Source organism: Streptomyces sp. NPDC107765 (assembly GCF_055657085.1).
The window spans coordinates 16,160-41,089 of record NZ_JBVKBL010000003.1; the positions used below are offsets into that span (position 1 = coordinate 16,160).

Genomic DNA, 24,930 nt, shown 5'->3' on the forward strand with positions numbered 1-24,930 from the left:
CGATCAACTCCTCGAAAGGCGGGCGTCCATGAGCCCTCGCACCACAGCCAGCTATGCGTCCGCGGGCGTCGACATCGAAGCCGGCGACCGCGCCGTGACGCTGATGAAGGAGTGGGTGAGGAAGACCGCCCGCCCCGAGGTCGTCGGGGGCCTCGGCGGCTTCGCCGGCCTCTTCGACGCCTCGGCGCTGAAGGGCTACGCCCGCCCGCTGCTCGCCTCGGCCACCGACGGCGTCGGCACCAAGGTCGACATCGCCCGCGCCCTGGGCGTCTACCACACCATCGGCCACGACCTCGTCGCGATGGTGCTGGACGACATCGTCGTCTGCGGCGCCGAACCGCTCTTCCTGACCGACTACCTCTGCGTCGGCAAGGTCCACCCCGAGCGGGTCGCGGAGATCGTCAAGGGCATCGCCGAGGGCTGCGTGCTGGCCGGCTGCGCACTGATCGGCGGCGAGACCGCCGAACACCCGGGCCTGCTCGGCGCGGACGAGTTCGACCTGGCCGGCGCCGGTACGGGCGTCGTCGAGGCGGACCGGCTGCTGGGCGCGGAGCGCATCCGTACCGGCGACGCGGTGATCGCGATGGCCTCGTCGGGCCTGCACGCCAACGGGTACTCCCTGGTCCGCCACGTCCTGCTCGACCGGGCCGGGCTGCGCCTGGACCAGCACATCGCCGAACTGGGCCGCACCCTGGGCGAGGAACTGCTCGAACCCACCCGGATCTACGCCGCCGCCTGCCTGGCACTGACCCGGACGACCGAGGTCCACGCCTTCGCCCACATCACCGGCGGCGGACTGGCGGGCAACCTCGCCCGGGTGGTCCCGGACGGGCTGCACGCCACCGTCGACCGCGCGACCTGGACGCCGGGCCCGGTCTTCGGCCTGGTCGGCACGGCCGGCCCGGTCGAGCGCCGGGAACTGGAGCGGACCCTGAACATGGGCGTCGGCATGATCGCCGTCGTCCCGCCGGAGTCCGTGACCACGGCCCTGGCCACGCTCGCCGACCGCGGGGTGGACGCCTGGGTCTGCGGGGAGATCGTCGGGCGCGGCGACCGCACCACCGGCGCGGAACTCGTCGGCGACTACACCGGCGGATAACGCAGGTAACGGGCCCGCACCGCACGGAACTTCGCCAGCCCGTCCTGCCAGGCGGCGACGATCTCGTCCGGGTCCGCGCCCGCGTCGATCATCGTGCGGACGGCCGCCGAACCGGTCAGCCGGTCGATGCCGTGGTCCGGCCGCCACGCGAAGCCGCCCCAGACCCGTTTCGCCGTGACCAGCAGGCCGATGCCGGTGCGCACCGGGTCGAAGGCGGCCCGGTCGTGGACATGGAGCTGCACCCCGCCGATGGTCTTCCCCTGGAACTTCGAGAAGGTGGGCGCGAAGTACGCCTCCCTGAAGTGCACGCCGGGCAGGCCGAGTGCGGTGGCGGCCGCGGCCCAGCGCCGGTCGATCCCGTCCGCGCCGAGGAGTTCGAAGGGACGGGTGGTGCCGCGCCCCTCGGAGAGGTTGGTGCCCTCGAAGAGGCAGGTGCCCGCGTAGACCAGCGCGGTGTCCGGGGTGGGCATGTTGGGGCTCGGGGGGACCCAGGGCAAGCCCGTCGCGTCGTAGAAGTCGCCGCGGTGCCAGCCGCTCATCCGCACGGTCGCGAGGTCCACCGGACGGCCGGCCGCCCGCGGGACGAACTCGCCGTTGAAGAGCAGGGCGAGTTCGGCCACCGTCAGGCCGTGCGCCTGCGCGATCGGCTCGCGGCCGACGAACGAGGCGTACGCCTTGTCCAGCACCGGGCCGGTGGCGAAGCGGCCGGTGACCGGGTTGGGCCGGTCCAGCACCACGAAGCGCTTGCCGGCGAGGACGGCCGCCACCATGCAGTCGTAGAGCGTCCAGATGTAGGTGTAGAAGCGGGCGCCGACGTCCTGGATGTCGAAGACGACGGTGTCCACCCCGGAGACGGTGAAGATGTCCGCGAGTTCCCGGCCGCTCTTGTTGTACGTGTCGTAGACCGGCAGCCCGGTGGCCGGGTCGTCGTAGCGGCCCTCGGACCCGCCCGCCTGCGCGGTGCCCCGGAAGCCGTGCTCGGGCCCGAAGACCGCGGTCAGCCGGACCTGCGGGTCGGCGTGCATCACGTCCACGATGTGCCGCAGATCGGTCGTGACGCCGGTGGGGTTGGTGATGACGCCGACCCTTTCGCCCTCCAGCAGCCGGTAGCCGTCCGCGGCCAGCCGCGCGAAACCGGTCCGCACCCGCCGGCCGCCCCGGTCCGGGCCGGCCGCCGCCGCCCGTGCGGGCGCCGCGGCCGCGGTCAGGGCCGCACCGGCCGCGCCGGTCGCCGCCAGATGTCCGAGCAGAACGCGCCTCGACAGAGCCATCCGCACACCTCCGTGATCGCAGGAAGCCAACCCGTACGTGCGGTGCGCACGCTAACGCGCCGGGCGGCGTCCGGGAACGGGACGGGCCGACCGGAAACCGACTCTTCCGCTCCCACATACCGACTGGTTAGTCTGCCTGTCAGTCGATCCGCGCGACCGAGGGAGACACCGCAGTGGAAGCCGTACGGGACAAGGCCGTCGTCGTGACCGGGGCGGGCGGGGGGATCGGCGCGGCACTGGCCCGCCGGTTCGCCGCCGAAGGCGCCCGGGTCGTGGTCAACGACCTGGACGAGGCGAAGGCCAAGCAGACCGCCGAGGAGATCGGGGCGGTCGCGGTGGGCGGGGACGCCTCCGGCATCGTCCCGGCCGCCCGCGAGGCGCTCGGCGGCACCATCGACGTCTTCTGCGCCAACGCCGGCGTCGGCACCGGCGGCGGCCCCGACGCGCCCGAGGACGACTGGGCACTGGCCTGGGACGTCAACGTCATGGCGCACGTCCGGGCGGCCCGCGAGCTGGTACCGGAATGGCTGGCCCGCGGCAGCGGCCGCTTCGTCTCCACCGTCTCCGCGGCCGGCCTGCTCACCATGGTCGCCGCCGCCCCCTACAGCGTCACCAAGCACGGCGCGTACGCCTTCGCCGAATGGCTCTCGCTCACCTACCGGCACCGCGGGATCGCGGTGCACGCCATCTGTCCGCAGGGTGTCCGCACCGACATGCTGGCCGCCACCGGAGCGGCCGGGGACCTGGTGCTCACGCCCACCGCCGTCGAGCCCGATGCCGTCGCCGACGCGCTGTTCGAGGCCATCGAGCAGGGCCGGTTCCTGGTCCTGCCGCACCCGGAGGTCGCCGACTACTACACCGCCCGGGCCACCGACCCCGACCGCTGGCTGACCGCGATGAACCACCTCCAGCAGAAGCTGGAACAGCGCGAAGGGGGCGCCCGGTGACCTCGTACCACGACAAGCCCTGGCTGGCCCTGCTCACCGACGCCCAGCGCGGCCCGGTCCAGCCGCCGCCGTCCGTCCTGCACGCCTTCCGCGCCGCCGCCCGAAAGGCCCCCGACCGCACCGCGCTCGCCTACTTCGACGGCCGGCTGTCCTACACGGAGACCGACGCGCTCTCCGACGGCATCGCCGCCCACCTCGCCGACCGCGGCTTCCGGCCCGGCGACCGGGCCGCGATCATGCTGCAGAACACCCCGCAGTTCGTCCTCGCCCTGCTCGGCGTCTGGAAGGCCGGCGGGGTCGTGGTGCCGGTCAACCCCATGTACAAGTCCGCCGAACTCCGGCACGTCCTGGACGACGCCGAGGTCACCGCCGTGATCTGCGCCGACCGCACCTGGGACGGCTTCCTGCGCACCACCGCCGCCGCCGCGCCCTCGGTACGCCTCGCGCTGACCACCTCCGAGTGGGAACTGCAGACCCGCGACGACGCCCGGGTGCTGCGCGGGGCGCCGCTCGGACCGCAGGAGGGCGCCGACGACCTGCTGACCGCCGCCCGCGCCGCCACGGGGCGGGCCGCACCGGCGGCCGGCCCGGGGCCGGCCGCCGACGACATCGCGCTGATCAGCTACACCTCCGGCACCAGCGGCACGCCCAAGGGCGCCACCAACACCCACGGCAACCTCACCTACAACGCCGAACGCCAGCGCACCGGCCACGGACTGCCCGAAGGCAGCACGTACTTCGCGCTCGCCCCGCTCTTCCACATCACCGGCATGGTCTGCGAACTGGCCACCTGCTTCGCGAACGCCGGCACCCTGGCGCTCGCCCACCGTTTCGAGGCCGGCGTCGTCCTGGACGCCTTCCTGGAGCACCGGCCCGCCTACACGGTCGGCCCCTCCACCGCCTACATGGCGCTGATGGCCCACCCGGACGTCACCCGCGACCACTTCGCGTCCTTCGCGATCATGTCGTCCGGCGGCGCGCCGCTGCCGCCCGCCCTCGTCGAGAAGTTCCGCACCGCCTTCGGGCCGTACCTCCACAACGGCTACGGCCTGACCGAGTGCACCGCACCGTGCGCCAGCGTGCCGCCCGGCCGGGAAGCGCCGGTGGACAAGGTCTCCGGGACACTCGCGGTCGGCGTGCCGGGCCCGGACACCGTCGTGCGGATCATCGACGACAACGGCGCGGACCTGCCGTTCGGCGAACCGGGCGAGATCGCCGTCCGCGGGCCCCAGGTCGTCCCCGGCTACTGGCGCCGCCCGGACGCCACCGCCGAGGCCCTCCCGGACGGCGAACTGCGCACCGGCGACATCGGCTTCATGGACACCGACGGCTGGCTCTACGTCGTCGACCGCAAGAAGGACATGATCAACGCCTCCGGCTTCAAGGTGTGGCCCCGCGAGGTCGAGGACGTCCTCTACGGCCACCCGGCGGTGCGCGAGGCGGCGGTGGTCGGGGTGCCCGACGCCTACCGCGGCGAGTCGGTCAAGGCGTACGTGAGCCTGCGCCCGGGCGCCGACGTGCCGCCCGCCGAGCTGGCGGCGTACTGCAAGGAACGGCTCGCGGCGTACAAATATCCCCGTGAGGTGGAGGTCCTGACCGAGCTCCCCAAGACCACGAGTGGCAAGATCCTCCGACGGGAGCTGCGCCACCGCGCATGACGTACGACGAAGGACAGGTGAGGGCGATGGCCGGCACGAAGGACGGCACCGGCAACGGCAACGGCAGCACGAAGCCGGTGGCGCGGCGGCTGCTGGCCACCGCCACCAGGCTCTTCGCGGAGCAGGGCTACGACCGCACCTCCGTCCAGGAGATCGTGGACGCGGCGGGCGTCACCAAGGGCGCCCTCTACCACTACTTCGGCTCCAAGGACGACCTGCTGCACGAGGTCTACGGCCGGGTGCTGCGGCTCCAGCAGGAGCGGCTGGACCACTTCGCCGACGCCGACGCCCCGGTCGAGCAGCGCCTGCGCGACGCCGCCGCCGACGTCGTCGTCACCACCATCGAGAACCTCGACGACACCAAGATCTTCTTCCGGTCGATGCACCACCTCGGCCCGGAGAAGGACAAGCAGGTACGCGCCGAACGCCGGCGCTACCACGAACGGTTCCGCGCCCTGATCGAGGAGGGCCAGCGCTCCGGCGTCTTCGCCGCCGACATCCCCGCCGACCTCGTCGTCGACTACCACTTCGGCTCCGTCCACCACCTCGGCACCTGGTACCGGGAGGACGGCCCCCTCACCCCCCAGCAGGTCGCCGACCACTTGGCCGACCTGCTGCTGCGGGCCCTGCGCCCGTAACACCGGCGGGCGGAGGCGGGAATACCCCCACCCCCACCCTCGTTGTCGGCCCCGAGGGGGCGCCCGCGACCCCTACGGGATCTGTTCGACGCCCCCCTACGGGACACCCCCTACAGGTACCGCTTCAACTCCCGCCGGGCCAGCGACCGCTGATGGACCTCGTCCGGGCCGTCCGCCAGGCGGAGGGTGCGGGCCGCGGCCCACAGTTCGGCCAGCGGGAAGTCCTGGCTCACGCCGCCCGCGCCGTGCAGCTGCACCGCCTTGTCGAGGATGTCGACGACCGTGCGCGGCGTGGCGATCTTGATGGCCTGGATCTCGGTGTGCGCGCCCTTGTTGCCGACGGTGTCCATCAGCCACGCGGTCTTGAGCACCAGCAGCCGCAGCTGCTCCACCGCCACCCGGGCGTCGGCGATCCACTCCTGGACCACGCCCTGCTGGGCCAGCGGCTTGCCGAACGCCGTACGGGCCACCGCCCGCTCACACATCAGCTCGATGGCCCGCTCGGCCATGCCGATCAGCCGCATGCAGTGGTGGATCCGGCCGGGGCCGAGCCGGGCCTGGGCGATGCCGAAGCCGCCGCCCTCCTCGCCGATCAGATGGCCTGCCGGCACCCGTACGTCGTGGAAGACCACCTCGGCGTGCCCGCCGTGGTAGTGGTCCTCGTACCCGTAGACCTGCATGGCGCGCTTCACCTCCACACCGGGGGTGTCGCGCGGCACCAGGACCATCGACTGCTGGCGGCGCAGGTCCGCGCCGTCCGGGTCGGTCTTGCCCATCACGATGAAGATCTGGCACAGCGGGTTCATCGCCCCGGAGATGTACCACTTACGGCCGTTGATGACGTAGTCGTCGCCGTCCCGCTCGATGCGCGTGGTGATGTTGGTGGCGTCCGACGAGGCCACCTCCGGCTCGGTCATCGCGAACGCCGACCGGATCTCGCCGGCCAGCAGCGGCTCCAGCCACTGCTTCTTCTGCGCCTCGTTGCCGAACTGGGCCAGCACCTCCATGTTGCCGGTGTCCGGCGCCGCGCAGTTCAGCGCGGTCGGCGCCAGCTGCGGGCTGCGGCCGGTGATCTCGGCCAGCGGCGCGTACTGGAGGTTGGTCAGCCCGGCGCCGTACTCCTCGTCCGGGAGGAACAGGTTCCACAGCCCCTGCCGGCGGGCCTCGGCCTTCAGGTCCTCGACGACCGCCGGGGTGTCCCACGGCGAGGCGAGGGCTTCCCGCTGCTCGTGCGCGGTCCGCTCGGCGGGCAGGACGTGCTCGTCCATGAACGTCAGCAGCCGCGCGCGCAGCTCCTCGGTCCGGGCGTCGAATGCGAAGTCCATGGGGCTCAGCCTTCCTTGAGGGTGGTCAGTCCGCGGTCGATGAAGACGGGCACGAGCTCGCCGATCCGGTCGAAACCGGCACCGACGGTCTGGCCGAGTGTGAAGCGGTAGTGGATGCCTTCGAGGATCACCGCGAGCTTGAACCAGGCGAACGCGGTGTACCAGGCGATGGCCGAGGTGTCCCGGCCCGAGCGGGCCGCGTAGCGCTCGATCAGCTCGGCGGGGGAGGGGTGGCCCGGGGCGCCGCTGGTGGTGCTCACCGGGGACGCGGGCAGGCCCAGGTCCGAGCTGTACATCGCCAGCAGGCCGAGGTCGGTCAGCGGGTCGCCGAGGGTGGACATCTCCCAGTCCAGTACGGCCTTGATGGTGTCGTCGGCGCCGACCAGGACGTTGTCCAGCCGGTAGTCGCCGTGCACGACGGCCGGCGCGGCGGAGGCGGGCAGCGCCCGGCCGAGCGCCTCGTGCAGCTCGTCGATGCCGGCGAGGTCACGGTTCTTGGAGGCGGCCAGCTGCTTGCCCCAGCGCCGCAGCTGACGCTCCAGGAAGCCGTCCGGGCGGCCGAAGTCGCCCAGCCCCACCGCCTCCGGGTCCACGGCGTGCAGCTCCACCAGCGTGTCCACGAGCGACAGCACTACGGCCCGGGTGCGCTCCGGGCCGAGCGGCGCCAGCTGGGCGGCGGTGCGGTACGGCGTGCCCTCGACCAGCTCCATCACGTAGAACGGGGCGCCGATCACCGACTCGTCCTCGCACAGCAGCAGCGTCTCGGGCACCGGCACCGGCGTCGGGTGCAGCGCGCTGATCACCCGGTGCTCGCGCCGCATGTCGTGCGCGGTGGCCAGGACGTGGCCGAGCGGCGGCCGGCGGACGACCCACCGGGCGGCGCCGTCGGTGACCCGGTAGGTGAGGTTGGACCGCCCGCCCTCGATCAGCTCCGCCCGCAGCGGGCCGCCGGCCAGCCCGGGCCGCTCCCGGTCCAGGTGCGCGCGCAACCGCGCCAGGTCGAGGCCGGGGGGATCCTCCCGGTCCGGGGCCGTGGGGGGAGGGGTGCCCTTGCTCATCGTGCTCCTCCGTGGGGAGTGGACGGTCCGACGGTCGATCGGTCGTGCCCCGATCATGCCGACTAGTCGGTATGGCGTCCAGTGGCGGTACGTGGGGCGTCCGTCACGCACCGCCGCACAGGAGGATTCCGGTCACCCGGGACCGCCGCCTCAGACGTGCCCCGGTCACCCGGGACCGCCGCCTCAGGCATGCCAGGCCGCCCCGGGGCCGCCGCCTCAGGCGTGACAGGCCACCGGCACCCCGCCGTTCATCACCGTCATGTCGCCGAAGCCGGCCAGCGGATCGAGCGGGGCACCCGGCGCGCCGCCCGCCAGCTCCGCGTACGCCCGGTGCAGATTGGCCACCAGCCGCTCCGACTCCGCCAGCTCCGCGAACGGGCCGAGCTCCGCCCGCTGCGCCACCTCCAGCGGGGTACGGCCGGCAGCCCTGCCCTCCTGCGCCAGCTCGCCGACGAAGCGCAGATAGCGCTCGATGACGTCGTACACCTCAGGACCGGCGACCGGGCCGTGCCCGGGGACGACGGTGACCGCGTCCAGCGAGCGCAGCAGCTCGACCGCCTTGAGCGAGCCGGTGAGCGAGCCCATGAACAGGAACGGGGTGCCGCCGTGGAAGACCAGGTCCCCGGCGAAGACGATGCGCTGCCGGGGCAGCCAGACCACGGTGTCCCCGGGCGTGTGCGCCACGCCCGGGTGGATCAGCCGCACCTCGGTGTCGCCGAGGTGCAGGGTGAGCTCGTCGGTGTAGGTGACCGTGGGCGGGGTGAGCCGGATGTCGCCGTACTCCACCTCCGGCCAGACGGCGTGCAGTTGGTGCCCGGCGGCCAGCAGCTCCCGGCGGCAGGCGGCGTGCCCGATGACGGTCGCCTCGGGCACGAAGACGCCGTTGCCGTAGGTGTGGTCGCCGTGGTGGTGGGTGTTGACCACGAACCGGGGCGCCGGGGCGCCGCTCTCCGCGATCCGCCGCCGCAGCAGCCGGGCCCGCCGCTCGGTGGCGGCGGTGTCCACGACGAGAGTGGTCCCGCCGTCGGTGAGGAAGCCCGCGTTGTTCAGGCACCAGCCCCCGTCCGGCTGGATGAAGGCGTGCACCCCGCCCGCGAGTTCGGTCAGGTACGGCTCCTCCGGCACGCTCCGCCCGGTCGTGGTCCGTTCCGCCGCTTCCGTCATGGGATGTGCCTCCTGCTCCGATGCCGCGTCAGTGCCCGCCCGCCTACGGGGAGTTCGAGCGCGCTCCGCCGCCGCGGGACCGGGCCACGGTACCCCCGCCACCGGCCCGGGCGGACAACGGCCGCCGACCCGGTGCGCCACTCCTCCCTCAGGAGCGGATCACCCCCGAAGCAGGATCACCGCGCCGCACAGCGCCAGCGCGAGCGTGCAGCCGATCAGCAGCAGCGCGGTCCGCAGCGGCAGCTCCGGCGGCCGGCCGCCCGCCATGGCCCGCATCCTGCGGTGCGCGAGGACGACGAAGCCGAACCACACCAGGCCGGTCAGCGCCGCCTCCGCCGCGACCGCCACCCCGCGCTCGGCGTTCCGCAGCAGCTGCCGGCCGGCCAGCAGCGCCACCACGGTGGCCGACAGCGTGGTCCGCCGCCAGGCCAGCCGGGTCCGCTCCGGCTGCAGCCCCGGGTCCCGGTCCGACGCCGGCCGGGGCCCCGGCCCGGCTCCGCCCGCCACCGGGCGCTCCCTCGCCATCGCCTAGTTCGTCCGGCCCAGCAGGACCAGCACGACCACGGCCGCCGCGAGCAGCCCGACGGCCAGCGCCAGCACACCGGGGAAGCGGGACACCGGCAGGTCCTCGCCGCGCCGCATCGCCCGCTCGCAGCGCACCCAGTGGTTGACCGCCCGCAACGCGCACAGCCCCCCGCCCACCAGCAGCACGACGGTGAAGCTCACCCGCAGCGTGCCGTGCAGCCGGGGCAGGAACTGGTCCACCGCGAACCCGCCGCCGATCAGCGCCAGCCCGGTCCGCAACCAGGCCAGAAACGTCCGCTCATTGGCCAGCGAGAACCGGTAGTCGGGGGTCGTGCCCTCCTCGCGTACGCGCGCGGGCGCGAACCAGAGCCGTACCGCCTCGCCGGCCGCCCGCAGCCCACCGCCGCCGCTCATCGCCGCAACCCGCCCGGCCGGCCCGCCCGCATCAGCACTCCCCCCGCTCCCGCCGGGCCAGCAGCTGCCGGTACGCGGCCACCCCGTCCGGCGTCCACGGCCACACGTCCAGCCGCGCGATCAGCTCCTCCTCGGTCAGGAACGCGTACCAGTCGATCTCCGCCTCCTGCGGGGCGACCGGCAGCGTGCACCGCACCTGGTACACCGCCGACCACCAGGTGTGCTCGGCCGTCTCGTAGAGGAACTTGAACAGCGGCTCCGGCTGCGCCAGCCCCCGCACCCCCAGCTCCTCCTCGGCCTCACGCAGCGCCGCCCGGTCGTAGCTCTCCCCGGCGCCCACCACACCGCCCACGAACATGTCGTAGTGCGCGGGGAAGACCAGCTTGTTCGGCGTGCGGCGGTGCACGAAGATCCGCTCCTCCGCGTCCCGCACCAGCACGAAGGAGCAACGGGTACGCATCCGCCGCGCATAACTCTCGCCACGCGGCGCCTGCCCCACGACCTGATCGTTCTCGTCGACGACATCGAGGACTTCATCAACGTTGAGCGGTTCCTCAGCCATGGGGGCATTCTCCCTTCGTACCCGCCTGCGGCGCCGTTGCGCTTTGCGGCGCCGCGTACGTACCCGTCTGTCCCGCCGTTGCGCTTTGCGGCGCGCCGCACGTACCTGTCTGCTGCGCCGCGGGTGTTTCTCGCCGTTGCGCCTGCGGCGGGCGAGGTTGTTGTGGGTGCGGTGACGGACCTCCGGGGCCTTGTTCGTGGACTGCTGACGCTTTACGTCCACGAACAAGGCCCCTCCGGCCCGTCCCCTCCCGTTGGGGGAGGGGAATGCGGTCTGTGGGGGTGGGCGTTGAGGCATGCAAGGGGGCCTGGGTACCCCTACGGGACGGTCGAACAGAACCCGTAAGGGTCGCGAGGGCCCCCTGCGGGGCCACAACCCAATGGGCCGGGCGAGGCATTCCCAAAACCTCACGACACCAGATGCTCGCCCAACAACACGCGCCCCCACCCACCCGCACACTCCCCCCACGGGAGGGGACGGGCCGGAGGGGCCGGTTGTGTGGACGTAGAGCGTCAGCAGTCCACACAACCGGCCCCGGAGGCCCGTCACCGCACCCGACAACACCCAGCCCGCCGCAGGCGCAACGGCGAGACCACCCGCGGCGCAGCAGACAGGTACGTGCGGCGCGCCGCAAAGCGCAACGGCGAGCAACCCCGACGGCGCGAGAGACGGGTACGTACGCGGCGCCGCAAAGCGCAACGGCGAGGCACCACCACGGCGCTACAGCCGAGTACGCAGGCAGTCAATGGGGTTGCATCGCGCGGACGTCCGAAGGACGCCCCGCGCCCGGTGGCATGGCCGGGTGGGTGCCGATCAGGACGATGCCCGCGACCACGGCCGCGATGCCGGCGACCTCCCAGGCCAGTGCGCCGGTGGTGACCCGCAGCTGGTCGCCGAGGAAACCGACTCCGCACAGGATTCCGGCCAGCGGCTGGGCGGCGGTCAGTGCGGGCAGGGACAGCCGCAGCGGCGCCGACTCGAAGGCGCTCTGGACCATCACCAGCGCCAGCACCCCGAGCACCACGATGGCGTACGGCTGCCAGCTGGTGAGCAGGGCCGACCAGCCGCCCTGGCTGTAGTGCTCGCCGCTGATCCGGGTCAGCGCGTCCTGCAGGCCGTATATCAAGCCGGCCGCCACGCCCAGCAGCGCGGCCTCCAGGCTGACGTGCACCCGCTCCCGTTTGGCCACCGCCGCGAGCGTCAGGGCGATGCCCAGCACCACGCCCATGATCAGCCACTGCCACAGGTGGTCGGTGCTGCGCTGTCCGCCCCGTGGCCGGCCGGCCACGATGAACGCGGTGACGCCGCCGGCCAGCAGCCACAGTCCGGCCCAGCCGGTGCGGCCCAGCCGCTGTTTGGTCAGCCGTCGGGACAGTGCCATCGCGAAGAGCAGATTGGTCGCGAGCAAGGGCTCCACCAGAGTGATGTCGCCCATTCCCAGCGCCACCGCCCCCAGTGCCATGCCCACCACCATCAGGCCGATACCGGCCACCCACAGGGGCATCCGCACGAGGTCGAGCAGCAGGCGGAGGGAGAGGTAGTCCTTCATCGGGGCGTGCTGTGCGGCGGCTTGCTGGAGTACGAAGCCGAGTCCCAGACAGCAGGCCGCTCCAAGGGCGAGCAGTATCACCGTCACGTCGCACCTCTATCGCGCGGGGCGGGGGATGCGCCTGAGGATAGCCATCCGGCGGCGGGTGAGGGGTGGCCCTGGTCACCCCCATTCTCCCGCGCGCCCTCCTCTACTGCGCGGTAACGGATGGTTGACGCGGCAGTCGGGTGCACTGAGGATCGTTCCACCCGGGTGGCCCGGGGCGGCCGGGACGCCCGGCGGGCCCCGGCGAGGAGAGGCTGCTGATGGCGTACGACGCTGATGTGATCGTGATCGGAGCGGGGCTGGCGGGGCTGGCGGCCACCGCGGAACTGGTGGACGCGGGCCGCAAGGTGATCCTGCTCGACCAGGAGCCCGAGCAGTCCCTCGGCGGGCAGGCCCATTGGTCCTTCGGCGGTCTCTTCCTCGTCGACTCACCCGAACAGCGCCGGCTGCGGATCCGCGACAGCCACGCCCTGGCGTGGCAGGACTGGCTCGGCACGGCCGGATTCGACCGTCCGGAGGACCACTGGCCACGCGCGTGGGCCGAGGCGTACGTCGATTTCGCGGCCGGCGAGAAGCGGTCCTGGCTGCACCGGCAGGGCGTACGGTTCTTCCCCGTCGTGGGCTGGGCAGAGCGGGGCGGCTACGCCGCTACCGGGCACGGCAACTCCGTCCCGCGCTTCCACGTCACCTGGGGCACCGGCCCCGGTCTGGTCGCGCCGTTCGAGCGCCGGGTGCGGGCCGGGGCCGCGCGCGGCCTGGTGGACCTCCGCTTCCGGCACCGGGTCACCAGCCTCACCCGGAGCGCCGGCACCGTGGACACGGTCGGCGGCGAGGTCCTGGCGCCCTCCGACGTCCCGCGCGGGAAGCCCAGCAGCCGCGAGGTGACCGGTGCGTTCGAGCTGCGGGCGCAGGCCGTGATCGTCACCTCCGGCGGGATCGGCGGCAACCACGAGCTGGTGCGCGCCAACTGGCCCGACCGCCTGGGCACCCCGCCGGAGCGGATGCTGTCCGGTGTGCCCGCGCACGTCGACGGCAAGATGCTGGGCATCACCGAGGCGGCCGGCGGGCGGATCATCAACCGCGACCGGATGTGGCACTACACCGAGGGCATCGAGAACTGGAACCCGATCTGGCCGCTGCACGGCATCCGGATCCTCTCCGGCCCCTCCCCGCTGTGGCTGGACGCCCGCGGCCGGCGGCTGCCGGTGCCGCTGTTCCCGGGCTTCGACACCCTCGGCACCCTCGAGCACATCATGCGCACCGGCCACGACCACACCTGGTTCGTGCTCACCCGGAAGATCATCGAGAAGGAGTTCACCCTCTCCGGCTCCGAGCAGAACCCCGATCTGACCGGCAAGAGCATCCGCGACGTACTGGGCCGGGCCAGGGCCGGCGCGCCCGGTCCCGTGCAGGCGTTCATGGACCGCGGCACGGACTTCATCGTCGAGCGCTCGCTGCCCGATCTCGTACGCCGGATGAACGCGCTCACCAAGGAGCCGCTGATCGACGAGGCCGCGCTGCGCGGCGAGATCGTGGCCCGGGACCGGGAGATCGTCAACTCCTTCACCAAGGACCTCCAGGTGACGGCGGTGCGCGGGACCCGCAAGTACCTCGGTGACCGGCTGATCCGCACCGCGGCCCCGCACCGGCTGCTCGACCCCAAGGCCGGCCCACTGATCGCCGTCCGGCTGAGCATCCTCACCCGCAAGACGCTCGGCGGACTGGAGACCGACCTCTCCTCGCGGGTGCTGACCGACGGCGGGTCGCCCCTGCCGGGCGTCTACGCGGCGGGCGAGGCGGCCGGCTTCGGCGGCGGCGGGGTGCACGGATACCGCTCGCTGGAGGGCACCTTCCTGGGCGGCTGCCTGTTCTCCGGCCGTACGGCGGGCCGGGCGGCCGCACGGGCGGTGGCCTGACGGCATGGGGGCCGCGGAGGATGTTGGCGGATCCAGCCATTCCTCTTCCCGCCTTGACGGGGAGCTCTGCGTACCGCTTTGCTGTGCGTGATGACTGGTGCGGACCAGACCGTCACCCTCTGCACAGGCGCGCGCAGACCCGGCCCCGCCCACCAAGGACGACAGGTGCGGCGCACGACCGGCGCGGCGCGCCATGGAGCCCGCTGACCCGTGATGTCGATTTCCCCCTCGCCGCCCCTCGCACCCCCGGCCCCCGGCCCCACCGGCCGGGCGGCCGGCCCGGCCACCGGCCCCGCGCTGGACGACGCCGAACTGGCCGTCGCCGCCGACGCCCTGGCGCTCGGCCAGTGGGCCCGGGTGCGCACCCTGCTCGCCGGGACCGGCACCGACTGGGACCGCCGGGGCCACCGATTAACGGTGCTGGCCGGCTGCCCGGGCAGTGCCGCCTGGGCCGGTGACTGGCAGCTCGCCGAACCGGACAGCGGCGACGCGGCCACCCTCCTCGCCGTCGCCACCGTCCGGCGGGCGCTGCGCGGCGAGGCCAGCAGTGGTGCCGCCGCCGCGGCCTGCGCGGCCGCCGCCCGGCTGCTGCCCGACGATCCCACGCCCTGGCTCGGCGCGCTGCTCCTGGCCCGCCGCACCGGCACCGAGGACGCCCGCGCGCACGCCTTCCACCAGATACGGGCCCGGCACCCCGACCACCACCACGCCCACCACCTGATGGCCGCCTGCCTGGCCGAACGGCAGCCGCACGCCGCCGACGACCCGCGGCACCCGGCCCATGACTTCGCCGCGCGTGCCGCCGCCCGCGCCCCCGCGGACTCCCCGCTCGCCCTGCTCCCGGTCGTCGCGCACGCCGAGCTCTACCGGGTACGGGCCGCCGCCGGCCTGGAGCCGCCCGACCCGGCGGACTCCGGCCACTGGAACACCCGGCACGCGCACCGGCTCCGGCAGGCCGCCTTCGACTGGTGGCTGGAATGGGAGGGCGAGGACCACCCGCGCGGCAAGGTCGACCTCAACTTCCTGGCCCACGCCACCTTCCACGAGGGGCGGATGGCCGAGGCCGCCACCCTCTTCGCGCGCATCGGCCGCCACCGGACCCGCGCCCCCTGGTCGTACGCGGGCCGCGACCCCGACCGTGCCTTCCGGGCCGCCCGGGCCACCGCACTCCGCCGGGCCCGGGGGTTCGGGCGCACCGGTCCATGACGAAAGTCTGACGCCGGGGCCCGGACACTGGCCCCGGCGCCCGCGCGGTGTTCGAATCGAGGGGTGACCAAGGACGCGAATCCGGCCCGCCCGGCCGGCCATGACGACGACCGGCGCGGCACGCCCGTCGGCCGCCGCGTGGTGCTCGGGATGCTCGCGGCCGGTGCCGCCGGCGTCGCCGCGGCCCCCTACCTCCAGCGTGCCTACGACGAAACCCTCGGCGCCGCCGCGCAGAACGACCCCACCGGACTGTCCGGTCTGCTGCCCGCCGGCGGCGGCTTCCGCTACTACTCGGTGACCGGTTCCGTCCCGGACAAGGACGAGCACAGCTACCGCCTGACCGTCGACGGCCTGGTGCGCCACCGCGCCAGCTACCGCCTCGCCGATCTGCGCGCCCTGCCGCAGACCCGGCTGGTCCGCGACGTCCAGTGCGTGACCGGCTGGCGGGTGCCCCGCACCCCGTTCGAGGGCGTGCGCCTGGCCACCCTCCTCGACGCCGCCGGTGTCCGCCCCGAGGCCAAGGCCGTCCGTTTCACCTGCTTCGACGGCGCCTACAGCGAATCCCTCACCCTCGAACAGGCCCGCCGCCACGACGTGCTGATCGCCCTGCGGATGCAGGACCGGCCGCTCGGCCACGACCACGGCGGGCCGGTGCGGCTCTACGTCGCGCCCATGTACTTCTACAAGTCGGCGAAGTGGCTCTCCGGGATCACCGTCACCGACCACGTCCAGCCCGGATACTGGGAGCAGCTCGGATATGACGTCGATGCCTGGGTCGGCCGGTCGAACGGACGGGACGATGTCCCCACGGCCTGAGTCCGCCGCCGGTCCGGCCCGAGACCGTCCCCGCGTCCCGCGCTTCACCCGCGCCGAACACCGGGTGCACCGGGCCACCGCCGCCCTCATGGCCGTCTGCGTGGCCACCGCGGCCTGTCTCTACCTCCCCTTCCTCGCCCAACTCGTCGGCCGCCGCGCCCTGATGGTCACCCTCCACGAGTGGTCCGGCATCCTGCTGCCGGCCCCGCTGCTGCTCGGCCTGGCCTCCCGTGCGCTGCGCGCCGACCTCACCCGCCTCAACCGCTTCGGCCCGCACGACCGGCGCTGGCTGCGGGCCGTACTGCGCCGCCGGGGAGGCCGTCCGGCCGGGAAGTTCAACGCCGGCCAGAAGCTGTACGCGGCCTGGCTCGCCGGCGCGGTCCTGGTGATGACCGGCACCGGCCTGCTGATGTGGTTCACGCACCTGGCGCCGCTGGTCTGGCGTACCGGCGCGACGTTCGTGCACGACTGGCTCGCCCTCAGCCTCCTCATCGTGATCGGCGGCCACATCTGGATGGCGTACCGGGACCCGGAGTCGAGGGCGGGGCTGCGCTCCGGGTCGGTCGACGCGGCATGGGCCCGGCGCGAACACCCGTTGTGGACGCCGGAGAACGGAAAGGGAGACGGAGCGGAGTAGAAATCCCTCTACAGAGGGTTCTCTGCAGAGAACACTATGCAGAGAACCCTCTGCATAGCTATGCTCGCGTCATGCCTGACGACCCCTCAACACCGCCTGTGCAGCCGGCCGGCGCCCTTCCCGAGCGCCGGATGGACGCCCGCAGCCTGCGCGGCCTGGCGCACCCGCTGCGGATGCGCATCCTGGACCTGCTGACCCTCGACGGCCCGGACACCGCCACGGGGGTGGCCCGGCGGCTCGGTGAGAACACCGGCACCGTCAGCTGGCACCTGCGCCACCTCGCCGACCACGGTTTCATCGAGGAGGAAACCGGCCGGGGCACCAAGCGTGAACGCTGGTGGCGGGCGGCCCGGGTCTCCCGCCGCCTCGACACCACCGAATTCCGCGACGATCCGGCCACCCGCGGCGCCCTGTCGGTCTACCTCCACGAGTTCGTCCAGCGGGACTTCCACCAGGTCACGACCTACCTCGCCGAGGACTGGGAGCCGGAGTGGCACCACGCCGGCACCCTCTCCCGCTGGCAGGACCTGCGGATGACGGCCGGGCAACTGGAGGCACTCAACGCCGAGTTGGCCGAGGTCGTCGAAAGGCACCGGGCGGCGGCGCTGGACGCGAACCGGAACCCGTCCGCGGTGGACGGCGAACCGGTCCGGCCGGTCCTCGTCCAACTGCAGTCCTTCCCCCGCAAGGAGAGCGGGGACACGGACGGGGGCGGCGACCGATGAGCGGACTGCTCCGCCGGCACCGCGACTTCCGGCTGCTGTGGTGCGGCGAGACGGCCGGGAAGTTCGGGGCCGCGGTCACCAACGTGGCCATGCCGCTCGTCGCGGTGTCCACCCTGCACGCCTCCACCTTCGCGGTCGGAGTGCTCGCCGCCGCCGGCTGGCTGCCCTGGCTGCTGATCGGCCTCCCGGTCGGCGTATGGGTGGACCGGGTGCGCCGCCGCCCCCTGATGCTCGCCTCCGCCGCGCTGTCCCTGGCGCTCTTCGCCGCCGTCCCCGTCCTCGCCCGGTACGGCGGGCTCGGCCTGGGAGCGCTGCTCGCGGTGGCCCTGCTGACCGGCGGCGCCGCGGTGGTCTTCCAGACCGCGTACAGCGCCTACCTCCCCACCCTCCTCGACCCCGCCGACCAGGCCGAGGGCAACGCCAAGCTGCACGGCAGCGCCTCCGCCGCGCAGATCGTCGGACAGGGCGCCGCCGGCCTCCTCGCCCAACTGGCGGGCGCGGTCAACGGCTTGCTGGCCAACGCCGGCACGTTCCTCGTCTCCCTGCTGTGCCTGCTCGGCATCCGGCACCGCGAACCCCTCCCGGCGGAACGGCCCGACGGCCGCGCGGCGCGCTCCCTGCCCGCCGAGATCGCCGAGGGCGTGCGGCTGGTCGCCGGCGATGTGTGGTTCCGTACGCTGACCCTCTTCGGTGCCCTCTCCAACCTGGCGCTGATGGCCTATCAGTCCCTGGTCGCCGTCTTCCTGGTACGCGAGGTCGGCCTGCCGTCCGGAGCCGTCGGCGGACTGCTCGCGCTGGCCAGTACGGGCGGGATAGCGGGCGCGTTCCTGGTGCGCCGCACCGCCGCCCGGCTCGGCACCGCCCGCGCCATGCTGCTGTACGAACTCGGCCTGCCCAGCGCCGCGTTGCTCATCCCGCTGACCACACAGGGCGCCGGCACGCTGCTCTACGTCGCGGGCAGCTTCGGGGTCAGCGCGGGCGTGGTGGGCGGCAACATCCTCAAGGTGGGCTTCCAGCAGCGGTACTGCCCGCCGTCCCTGCTCGGCCGGCTGGTGGCCAGCAGCGCCTTCCTCAACTACGGGACGCTGCCGCTGGGTGCCCTGCTCGGCGGTGCGCTCGGCTCCGCCCTCGGGGTCCGCACCGCCCTGTGGATCACGACCGCCGGTGTGCCGCTCGCGGCCCTGACCCTGGTCCTCTCGCCGGTCCGTACCGTCCGGGACTTCCCGGAGCGCCGGACGGACGACACGCACCACGCCACCGGTCCCGGACCGGAGGAACGGGACGGGGCGGCGGCCCGCAGCTGACCCGGTGGGGCCGTGCCCCGCCCGGGCCCCTACGCCCCGGCCCCCGGAAGCGCCACCTCGAAGCGGCAGCCCGCGCCGGCGTTGCGTACCGTCGCCCGGCCGCCGTGGGCCTCCACGATGCCGCGGACGATCGCCAGGCCGAGCCCCGCCCCGGCCTGACCGTCCGCCCGCGGGGTGCGGGCACTGCCGCCGCGCCAGCCGGTGTCGAAGACCCGGGCCAGGTCCTCCGGCGGGATGCCGCCGCAGCCGTCCTCGACGGCCAGCACCACCCGGTCCGCCTCCTGCCGGGCACTGACCGCGACGGTCCCCTCGGCCGGCGTCGCCCGGATCGCGTTGACCAGCAGATTGCCCAGGACCCGGGTGATCTGCTGGGCGTCCACCTGCACCGGCAGCGGCGCCACCCCGCCGTCCACCAGCCGCACCCCGCCCGCCCGCGCCAGCGGCCGGGCCCCGGTCAGCGCGTCGTCCACCAGGTCGTACACCGACACCCGCGACAGGGTCAGGGCCAGCGCCCCGGCCTGGATCCGGGACAGTTCGAAGAGGTCGTCGACCATCGCGGACAGCCGTTCCACCTCGATCCGGATCCGGGAGTGGTAGCGCGCGGGCTCCTCGGCGACCCCGTCCTCCAGCGCCTCGGCCATCGCCCGCAGCCCGGCGAGCGGGGTCCGCAGATCGTGCGAAATGCCCGCGATCAGCTCGCGCCGGGAGCCGTCCAGCGCCCGCTCGCGCTCCCGGGCCTCCGCCAGCCGCGCACTGGTCTCCTCCAACGCCCGGGACAGCGCGGCGAGTTCGGCCGTCGGCGGCTCCTCCGGCGCGACGAACCCGCCCTCGCTGCCGACCGTACGCGCCGACCGCGCCAGCTCCCGGCTGCCCGCCGCGATCCGCCGGCCGAAGAGCAGCGCGGCCGCCAGCGACACCACCCCGGACACCGCCACCACGGCCATCACCACGCCCAGGTCGTGCCCCGACAGGAACATCGCCTGGGCCACCGCCACCGTGCCCGCGGCCATCGCGGCCACCGCCAGCGCCGCCACCGCGAACAGCGACAGCGCCACCGAACGGCGCCGCAGCGCCCGTACCGCGGGCGCGGCGAGCAGCCCCACCAGCGCCGCGCCGAGCGCCGCCAGCGCCACGATGACCAGGAAGTCCGTCACGGCAGACACCCCTCGTCCGGCTCTCCCGGCCCGGGGGAGCCGGGCGCCGGATCGAAGCGGTAGCCCGCGCCCCACACCGTCGTCACCAGCCGGGGCGCCGCCGGATCCGACTCGACCTTCTCGCGCAACCGCCGCACATGGACGGTCACCGTCGACAGATCGCCGAACTCCCAGCCCCACACCCGGTGCAGCAGCTCCTCCCGGGAGAAGACCCGGCCCGGGTGGCGCATCAGGAAGACCAGCAGGTCGAACTCGCGGGCGGTCAGGGCAAGTTCGCGTCCGGCGCGGTCGGCCCGGCGTCCCTCGGGGTCGGCGGTCAGGTCCCCGGCCCGCAGGACGGGCGCGGGCGCCGCGGCCGGCGGCGGGGACTCCGCGCGGCGCAGCACCGAGCCGATCCGCAGCACCAGCTCGCGCGGGCTGAACGGCTTGGTCACGTAGTCGTCCGCGCCCAGTTCCAGCCCGAGGATGCGGTCCGCCTCCTCGCCGCGCGCGGTCAGCATCACCACCGGGACCGCGGGCCCGTCGTCGGCGCGGCGCAGCCGGCGGCACACCTCCAGGCCGTCGAGGCCGGGCAGCATCAGGTCCAGGACGATCAGATGCGGCCGGAAGGCCGCGGCCCGGTCCAGTGCGGCGAACCCGTCGGCGGCGTGCTCGGTGGCGTATCCGGCGCGGGAGAGATAGCCGGTGACGACCTCGGCGACGGTCGGATCGTCCTCGACGACCAGGACGCGCCGGGGCGGCCCGCACGCGGGGGCGGGCGGGGGAGCGGCGGGCGTCGGTTCGCGGTGCACGGTCAGCGGGCCCTTCCCGGGAGAGACCTCATGGCCCCAGCCAACACCACCGGGCGGCGCGGCGCGCGGTCCGGCCCGCGGCCGTAAGACTCCGGTAACCGGCGGCCGGAGCCGGACGTCGGGGAAGCGCGGGGGCGCTCAGTCCGCCAGTCCCTCGCGTACCCGCCGCGACACCGTGATCGCGTACAGGTCCAGGACGCCCGGCGGTTCGGCGAGACCGGGGCCGCCGGCCCGGATCCAGGCGGCGATGTCCGCCAGCGCGTCGTCGTCGTTGACCAGCCCCAGCCACACCGGACGGCCACCCGCCGCCCGCCCGGCCGGCGACGGCTGCACCACCACGACGTTCGCCTGGTCGCAGACGTCCAGGCAGTCCGAGGCGCGCACCGGTGCCGCCCCGTCCAGGGCCGCCCGCAGCCGGGGTATCTGACCGGCGTGGTCCACGCCCGGGATCTTGGCCGCATCGCCGCAGCAGCAGCCGCGGCAGACGGTGACCCGGCAGGACGCCGCGGCCGCGGGGGCCGGGCGGCCGGCACGCTTGTTGATCATCCGGCCCATGCTACGCGGCCCCGCCCGGCGCCGCCCCGGCCCCCTGCGCCTTCCCGCCACATTGGCGGCCGGGCTCCGGCCGGGGGTAGGAACACCCGTCGCCGGGATAGACATCCGACCATGCCCCTCACCGACTCCCAGCCCGACTCGCCGTCCGGCTCCCGGCCCGCCCCGGCCCCGATCGACGACATCCCCGGCCCGGCCGGCCTGCCCCTCCTCGGCTCGATGCTCGACCTGCGGCGCGACTCCCTCAGCACGTTCGCGAGGGCCCGGCGCGAACACGGCGACGTGGTCCGCCTGGAGGCCGGACCGCCCGGCCTGCGCAGCGTGTTCCACGCCGTCTTCGCGCCCGAGGGCGTCCAGCAGATCCTCGCCTCCCAGGCCGCCAACTTCCGCAAGGACCACCCGCTGTACGAGGAGGTCCGGCAGGCGTTCGGCAACGGCCTGCTCACCAGCCAGGACGCCGACTACCTCCGGCAACGGCGGCTGGTGCAGCCGCTGTTCACCAAGCGCCGGGTGGACGGCTACGCCTCGGCCGTGACGGGCGAGGCCGCCACCGTCGTCGACCGCTGGCGGACCGCCGAGGACGCCACCGTCGACCTGGTCCCCGAGATGAACCGGCTCGCGCTGCGCACCGTCGCCCGGATCCTCTTCGGCCTGGACGCCGAGGAGGCGGTGGCCGCCATCCACCGCTGCGCCCCGGTCATCAACGCGTACGTCGTGCAGCGCGCCTACGTACCGGTGAAGATCCCGCGGCAGTGGCCGACCCCGGGCAACCTGCGGGCGCGGGCCGCCATGGACGAACTCGACGCGCTGTGCGACCGGATCATCGCCGGCCGCCGCGCGGCGACCGGGGCGGCGGACGGCCCGGACGCCACCGAGGGCGAGGACCTGCTGTCGCTGCTGGCCGCGGCCGGCAACGCCGAGGACGGTTCGCTGGACGCCACCGAGATCCGCGAGCAGGTGCTGATCTTCCTGCTGGCCGGTCACGAGACCACCGCGATCTCACTGGCCTTCACCCTGCACCTCCTCGCCCGCCACCCCGAGGAACAGGCCCGGGTCCGGGCGGAGATCGACCGCGTGCTGGCGGACCGGGTGCCGACCGCCGCCGACCTGGACCGGCTGCCGTACCTGACCTGGGCGCTCAAGGAGTCCATGCGGCTGTACCCGGCGGCCCCGGTCGTCAGCCGGCGGGCCGTGGCGGCCACCGAGATCTGCGGCTTCCGCGTCCCGGCCGGTGCGGACGTCGTGGTCGCGCCGTGGGTGACCCATCGCGATCCGGCGCTGTGGCCGGACCCGGAACGCTTCGACCCCGGCCGGTTCGCACCCGAGCGGGAGGCGGAGCGGCACCGCTACGCCTGGTTCCCGTTCGGCGGCGGTCCACGGGCCTGCATCGGGCAGCACTTCTCCATGCTGGAGTCGGTGCTCGCGCTGGCGATGCTCCTGCGCGCGTACGAACTCGACGCCGTGGACGAGGAGGTGCCGGTCGCCGCCGGCATCACCCTGCAGCCGACCGGTCCCGCCCGGGTACGGCTGCGCCCGCGCGAGGGGGCGGGGGAGTAGGGCGGGGTTCCGGGGACGCCGCCGCACACCACCCCGCAAACGCAACGAAAAATGCGTTTGCTTTTTCGCGGCGTCCCCCGTACCGTCTTTTCCGGCCCCATTGCCGCCGATTGGAGAAGGCCGTTGCTCGTCTGAGGTCCTGAGACACCGCGCGCACGCGTACGCCCTGACGTATCGCGTGGCGCCGTCCGTGACCTCGGCGTGCCGACCGGCGTACCCCGGCGCACCCGGCCCTTCCGGCGCCCCCCAGCGGTGTCTCCCGCGCAGCTCCCCGCAACCCTTCCGCGCACCCAGGAGACCCGTATGTCCCCAACCCCTGCATCCCGCGCCGCCTCCGCCGCGTCCCTCGCCTGCTCCGGCCTCGGCTTCGGCTGGCCCGACGGCACCTGTGTCTTCGAGGACTTCCAGCTTGCCGTCGGCCCCGGCCGCACCGGCCTGATCGGCCTCAACGGCTCGGGAAAATCCACCCTGTTGAAGCTCCTCGCGGGCGAGCTCATCCCGACCGCGGGCAGCGTCCGGACCGCCGGTGAGATCGGCTACCTCCCGCAGCACGCCCCCCTCGACACCGCGCTCCGCGTCGACCAGGCACTCGGCATCGCCGCGACCCGCGCCGCCCTGCACGCCATCGAGAACGGCGACCCGGGCGAGGAGCACTTCACCGTCATCGGCGACGACTGGGACGTCGAGGAGCGGGCCCGCGCCACCCTCGACCAGCTCGGGCTGACCGGTATCGACCTCGACCGCACCATCGGCGAGATCTCCGGCGGGGAATCCGTCCTGCTCCGGCTGGCCGCCCTGCTGCTCGGCCGGCCGGACGTCCTGCTGCTCGACGAGCCCACCAACAACCTCGACCGGGCGGCCCGCGAGCGCCTGTACACCGCGGTGGACGGCTGGTCCGGCGTGCTCGTCGTGGTCAGCCACGACCGGGAACTCCTCGACCGGGTCGACCGGATCGCCGACCTCCGTGGCGGCGAGATCCACTGGTACGGCGGCAACTTCACCGACTACGAACGCGCCCTGGCCGCCGAACAGGAGGCGGCCGAACGGATGGTGCGGGTCGCCGAGGCCGACGTCCAGCGCCAGAAACGCGAACTGTCCGACGCCCACGCCAAGTTGGCCCGCCGGGTCCGCTACGGCAACAAGATGAGCGCCAACAAGCGCGAACCCAAGATCGTCATGAACGGGCGCAAGCAGGACGCCCAGGTCTCCGCCGGCAAACACCGCATCCTGCACACCGAACGCCTCAAGGAGGCCAGGGACCGCCTCGACGAGGCCGTCGAAGCGGTCCGGGACGACGACGAGATCCGCATCGACCTGCCGCACACCGCCGTCCCGCCGGGCCGCGGCGTGCTCACCCTGCGCGAGGTGCGCACCCGCTACGGCGCCCGCGCCCACCTGGAGGTGCACGGCCCCGAACGCATCGCCCTCACCGGCCGCAACGGCTCCGGCAAGACCACCCTCCTGCGCACCCTCGCCGGCGAGATCCCACCGGAGTCCGGCACCGCGGAGGTCCACGTCCCGCACCGCTTCCTCCCCCAGCGCCTGGAGGTCCTCGACAACGACCTGACCATCGTCGAGAACGTCGCCCGCTTCGCCCCGGACGCCACCAACAACCGCATCCGGGCCCGGCTCGCGCGCTTCCTCTTCAAGGGCGCCCGGGCCGACCAGCAGGCCGGCACGCTCTCCGGCGGCGAACGCTTCCGCGCCTCGCTCGCCGCGCTGGTGCTGGCCGAACCCGCCCCGCAGCTGCTGCTGCTCGACGAGCCGACCAACAACCTCGACATGGCCTCGGTCCGCCGGCTGGTCACCGCCCTGGAGTCCTACGAGGGCGCGCTCGTGGTCGTCAGCCACGACCTGGCGTTCCTCCGGGAACTGGGCATCACCCGCTGGCTCGCCCTGGAGGACGGCGAACTCACCGATGTCGCACCGCTGTAGGGCCGCCCCGGAAGGCGGCGGGAGCCCCTTGCGGTAAATGCGTTGCCGCCGCCCTTCCCGTGGTTCATGATCCTCCCCATGA

23 protein-coding genes are annotated in these 24,930 nt (G+C 73.9%); 12 read left to right on the forward strand and 11 right to left on the reverse strand.

The genetic code is table 11. From position 1 onward, the window contains the following. Positions 1 to 28 precede the first annotated feature (28 nt). Entirely contained in the window at positions 29 to 1,099 is a 1,071-nt protein-coding gene (gene purM / locus ACZ7MX_RS08705) for a phosphoribosylformylglycinamidine cyclo-ligase (RefSeq protein WP_472130674.1), read from the forward strand. Here purM and ACZ7MX_RS08710 read toward each other — a convergent pair. Then, entirely contained in the window at positions 1,084 to 2,370 is a 1,287-nt protein-coding gene (locus tag ACZ7MX_RS08710) for an exo-beta-N-acetylmuramidase NamZ family protein (RefSeq protein ID WP_472130676.1), read from the reverse strand. The two genes, purM and ACZ7MX_RS08710, sit on opposite strands and share 16 nt — an antisense overlap. A gap of 173 nt (positions 2,371 to 2,543) precedes the next feature. Between ACZ7MX_RS08710 and ACZ7MX_RS08715 the strand changes: the two genes are divergently transcribed. The 3 genes from ACZ7MX_RS08715 to ACZ7MX_RS08725 are packed head-to-tail and all read left to right on the forward strand — an operon-like array spanning position 2,544 to position 5,613. Then, the gene (locus tag ACZ7MX_RS08715; RefSeq protein ID WP_472130678.1) at positions 2,544 to 3,317 is read left to right on the forward strand and encodes an SDR family oxidoreductase; all 774 of its coding nucleotides are present in this window, start codon (positions 2,544 to 2,546) and stop codon (positions 3,315 to 3,317) included. Beyond that, positions 3,314 to 4,975, forward strand: a complete 1,662-nt coding sequence (locus tag ACZ7MX_RS08720) for an AMP-binding protein (protein WP_472130680.1) — start codon at positions 3,314 to 3,316, stop codon at positions 4,973 to 4,975. The genes ACZ7MX_RS08715 and ACZ7MX_RS08720 overlap by 4 nt, the downstream gene beginning before the upstream one ends. Positions 4,976 to 5,001: 26 nt before the next feature. Next, the gene (locus tag ACZ7MX_RS08725) at positions 5,002 to 5,613 is read left to right on the forward strand and encodes a TetR/AcrR family transcriptional regulator (RefSeq protein WP_030416155.1); all 612 of its coding nucleotides are present in this window, start codon (positions 5,002 to 5,004) and stop codon (positions 5,611 to 5,613) included. A 110-nt stretch (positions 5,614 to 5,723) separates the two neighbouring features. On the opposite strand, the gene ACZ7MX_RS08730 is transcribed toward ACZ7MX_RS08725, so the two are convergent. The 7 genes from ACZ7MX_RS08730 to ACZ7MX_RS08760 form a co-directional block, all read right to left on the reverse strand. Next, positions 5,724 to 6,938, reverse strand: a complete 1,215-nt coding sequence (locus ACZ7MX_RS08730; protein WP_472130681.1) for an acyl-CoA dehydrogenase family protein — start codon at positions 6,936 to 6,938, stop codon at positions 5,724 to 5,726. Between the two features lie 5 nt (positions 6,939 to 6,943). Beyond that, the gene (locus ACZ7MX_RS08735) at positions 6,944 to 7,996 is read right to left on the reverse strand and encodes a phosphotransferase family protein (protein WP_472130683.1); all 1,053 of its coding nucleotides are present in this window, start codon (positions 7,994 to 7,996) and stop codon (positions 6,944 to 6,946) included. A 216-nt stretch (positions 7,997 to 8,212) separates the two neighbouring features. Further along, positions 8,213 to 9,160, reverse strand: coding sequence for an MBL fold metallo-hydrolase (locus tag ACZ7MX_RS08740; protein WP_472130685.1), 948 nt, complete (start codon positions 9,158 to 9,160; stop codon positions 8,213 to 8,215). Positions 9,161 to 9,319: 159 nt separating this feature from the next. Continuing rightward, positions 9,320 to 9,685: a DUF202 domain-containing protein gene (locus tag ACZ7MX_RS08745; protein WP_472130687.1), complete on the reverse strand. Its 366-nt coding sequence runs from the start codon at positions 9,683 to 9,685 to the stop codon at positions 9,320 to 9,322. A gap of 3 nt (positions 9,686 to 9,688) precedes the next feature. Further along, on the reverse strand, positions 9,689 to 10,099 hold the full coding sequence (locus tag ACZ7MX_RS08750; RefSeq protein ID WP_472130689.1) for a YidH family protein: 411 nt from the start codon (positions 10,097 to 10,099) through the stop codon (positions 9,689 to 9,691). Between the two features lie 31 nt (positions 10,100 to 10,130). Beyond that, a complete protein-coding gene (locus ACZ7MX_RS08755) occupies positions 10,131 to 10,661 on the reverse strand; it encodes an NUDIX hydrolase (RefSeq protein WP_472130691.1) in 531 nt (176 codons plus the stop codon). Between the two features lie 742 nt (positions 10,662 to 11,403). Beyond that, positions 11,404 to 12,297 carry a DMT family transporter gene (locus tag ACZ7MX_RS08760; protein WP_472130693.1) on the reverse strand — a complete coding sequence of 298 codons (894 nt, stop codon included), beginning with the start codon at positions 12,295 to 12,297 and terminating at the stop codon, positions 11,404 to 11,406. A 218-nt stretch (positions 12,298 to 12,515) separates the two neighbouring features. Between ACZ7MX_RS08760 and ACZ7MX_RS08765 the strand changes: the two genes are divergently transcribed. The 6 genes from ACZ7MX_RS08765 (at position 12,516) to ACZ7MX_RS08790 (ending at position 18,859) form a co-directional block, all read left to right on the forward strand. Further along, on the forward strand, positions 12,516 to 14,171 hold the full coding sequence (locus tag ACZ7MX_RS08765) for an FAD-binding dehydrogenase (RefSeq protein ID WP_472130695.1): 1,656 nt from the start codon (positions 12,516 to 12,518) through the stop codon (positions 14,169 to 14,171). 213 nt (positions 14,172 to 14,384) lie between these two features. Next, positions 14,385 to 15,377 (forward strand): hypothetical protein, encoded by a 993-nt coding sequence (locus tag ACZ7MX_RS08770; protein ID WP_472130697.1) that lies wholly within the window; start codon positions 14,385 to 14,387, stop codon positions 15,375 to 15,377. Between the two features lie 63 nt (positions 15,378 to 15,440). Next, positions 15,441 to 16,193, forward strand: coding sequence for a molybdopterin-dependent oxidoreductase (locus ACZ7MX_RS08775; protein WP_472130699.1), 753 nt, complete (start codon positions 15,441 to 15,443; stop codon positions 16,191 to 16,193). Then, the gene (locus ACZ7MX_RS08780; protein WP_472130701.1) at positions 16,177 to 16,830 is read left to right on the forward strand and encodes a cytochrome b/b6 domain-containing protein; all 654 of its coding nucleotides are present in this window, start codon (positions 16,177 to 16,179) and stop codon (positions 16,828 to 16,830) included. The genes ACZ7MX_RS08775 and ACZ7MX_RS08780 overlap by 17 nt, the downstream gene beginning before the upstream one ends. A gap of 71 nt (positions 16,831 to 16,901) precedes the next feature. Then, positions 16,902 to 17,555 carry a helix-turn-helix domain-containing protein gene (locus ACZ7MX_RS08785; RefSeq protein WP_472130703.1) on the forward strand — a complete coding sequence of 218 codons (654 nt, stop codon included), beginning with the start codon at positions 16,902 to 16,904 and terminating at the stop codon, positions 17,553 to 17,555. Beyond that, positions 17,552 to 18,859, forward strand: coding sequence for an MFS transporter (locus ACZ7MX_RS08790; RefSeq protein WP_472130705.1), 1,308 nt, complete (start codon positions 17,552 to 17,554; stop codon positions 18,857 to 18,859). Before ACZ7MX_RS08785 ends, ACZ7MX_RS08790 begins: the two co-directional genes overlap by 4 nt. A gap of 29 nt (positions 18,860 to 18,888) precedes the next feature. Here ACZ7MX_RS08790 and ACZ7MX_RS08795 read toward each other — a convergent pair whose 3' ends face one another. The 3 genes from ACZ7MX_RS08795 to ACZ7MX_RS08805 all read right to left on the reverse strand — a co-directional run bounded on the left by ACZ7MX_RS08795 (position 18,889) and on the right by ACZ7MX_RS08805 (position 21,350). Continuing rightward, positions 18,889 to 20,013 carry a sensor histidine kinase gene (locus ACZ7MX_RS08795; RefSeq protein WP_472130707.1) on the reverse strand — a complete coding sequence of 375 codons (1,125 nt, stop codon included), beginning with the start codon at positions 20,011 to 20,013 and terminating at the stop codon, positions 18,889 to 18,891. Beyond that, positions 20,010 to 20,804: a response regulator transcription factor gene (locus tag ACZ7MX_RS08800; RefSeq protein WP_472130709.1), complete on the reverse strand. Its 795-nt coding sequence runs from the start codon at positions 20,802 to 20,804 to the stop codon at positions 20,010 to 20,012. Before ACZ7MX_RS08800 ends, ACZ7MX_RS08795 begins: the two co-directional genes overlap by 4 nt. Before the next feature lie 138 nt (positions 20,805 to 20,942). Next, complete coding sequence (locus ACZ7MX_RS08805; protein WP_472130711.1) at positions 20,943 to 21,350, reverse strand: (2Fe-2S) ferredoxin domain-containing protein; 408 nt, start codon at positions 21,348 to 21,350, stop codon at positions 20,943 to 20,945. Positions 21,351 to 21,470: 120 nt separating this feature from the next. Between ACZ7MX_RS08805 and ACZ7MX_RS08810 the strand changes: the two genes are divergently transcribed. Together ACZ7MX_RS08810 and ACZ7MX_RS08815 are read left to right on the forward strand one after the other, a co-directional pair. Beyond that, the gene (locus tag ACZ7MX_RS08810; RefSeq protein ID WP_472130713.1) at positions 21,471 to 22,913 is read left to right on the forward strand and encodes a cytochrome P450; all 1,443 of its coding nucleotides are present in this window, start codon (positions 21,471 to 21,473) and stop codon (positions 22,911 to 22,913) included. 303 nt (positions 22,914 to 23,216) lie between these two features. Then, positions 23,217 to 24,848, forward strand: coding sequence for an ABC-F family ATP-binding cassette domain-containing protein (locus ACZ7MX_RS08815; RefSeq protein ID WP_472130715.1), 1,632 nt, complete (start codon positions 23,217 to 23,219; stop codon positions 24,846 to 24,848). Positions 24,849 to 24,930: the final 82 nt, after the last annotated feature.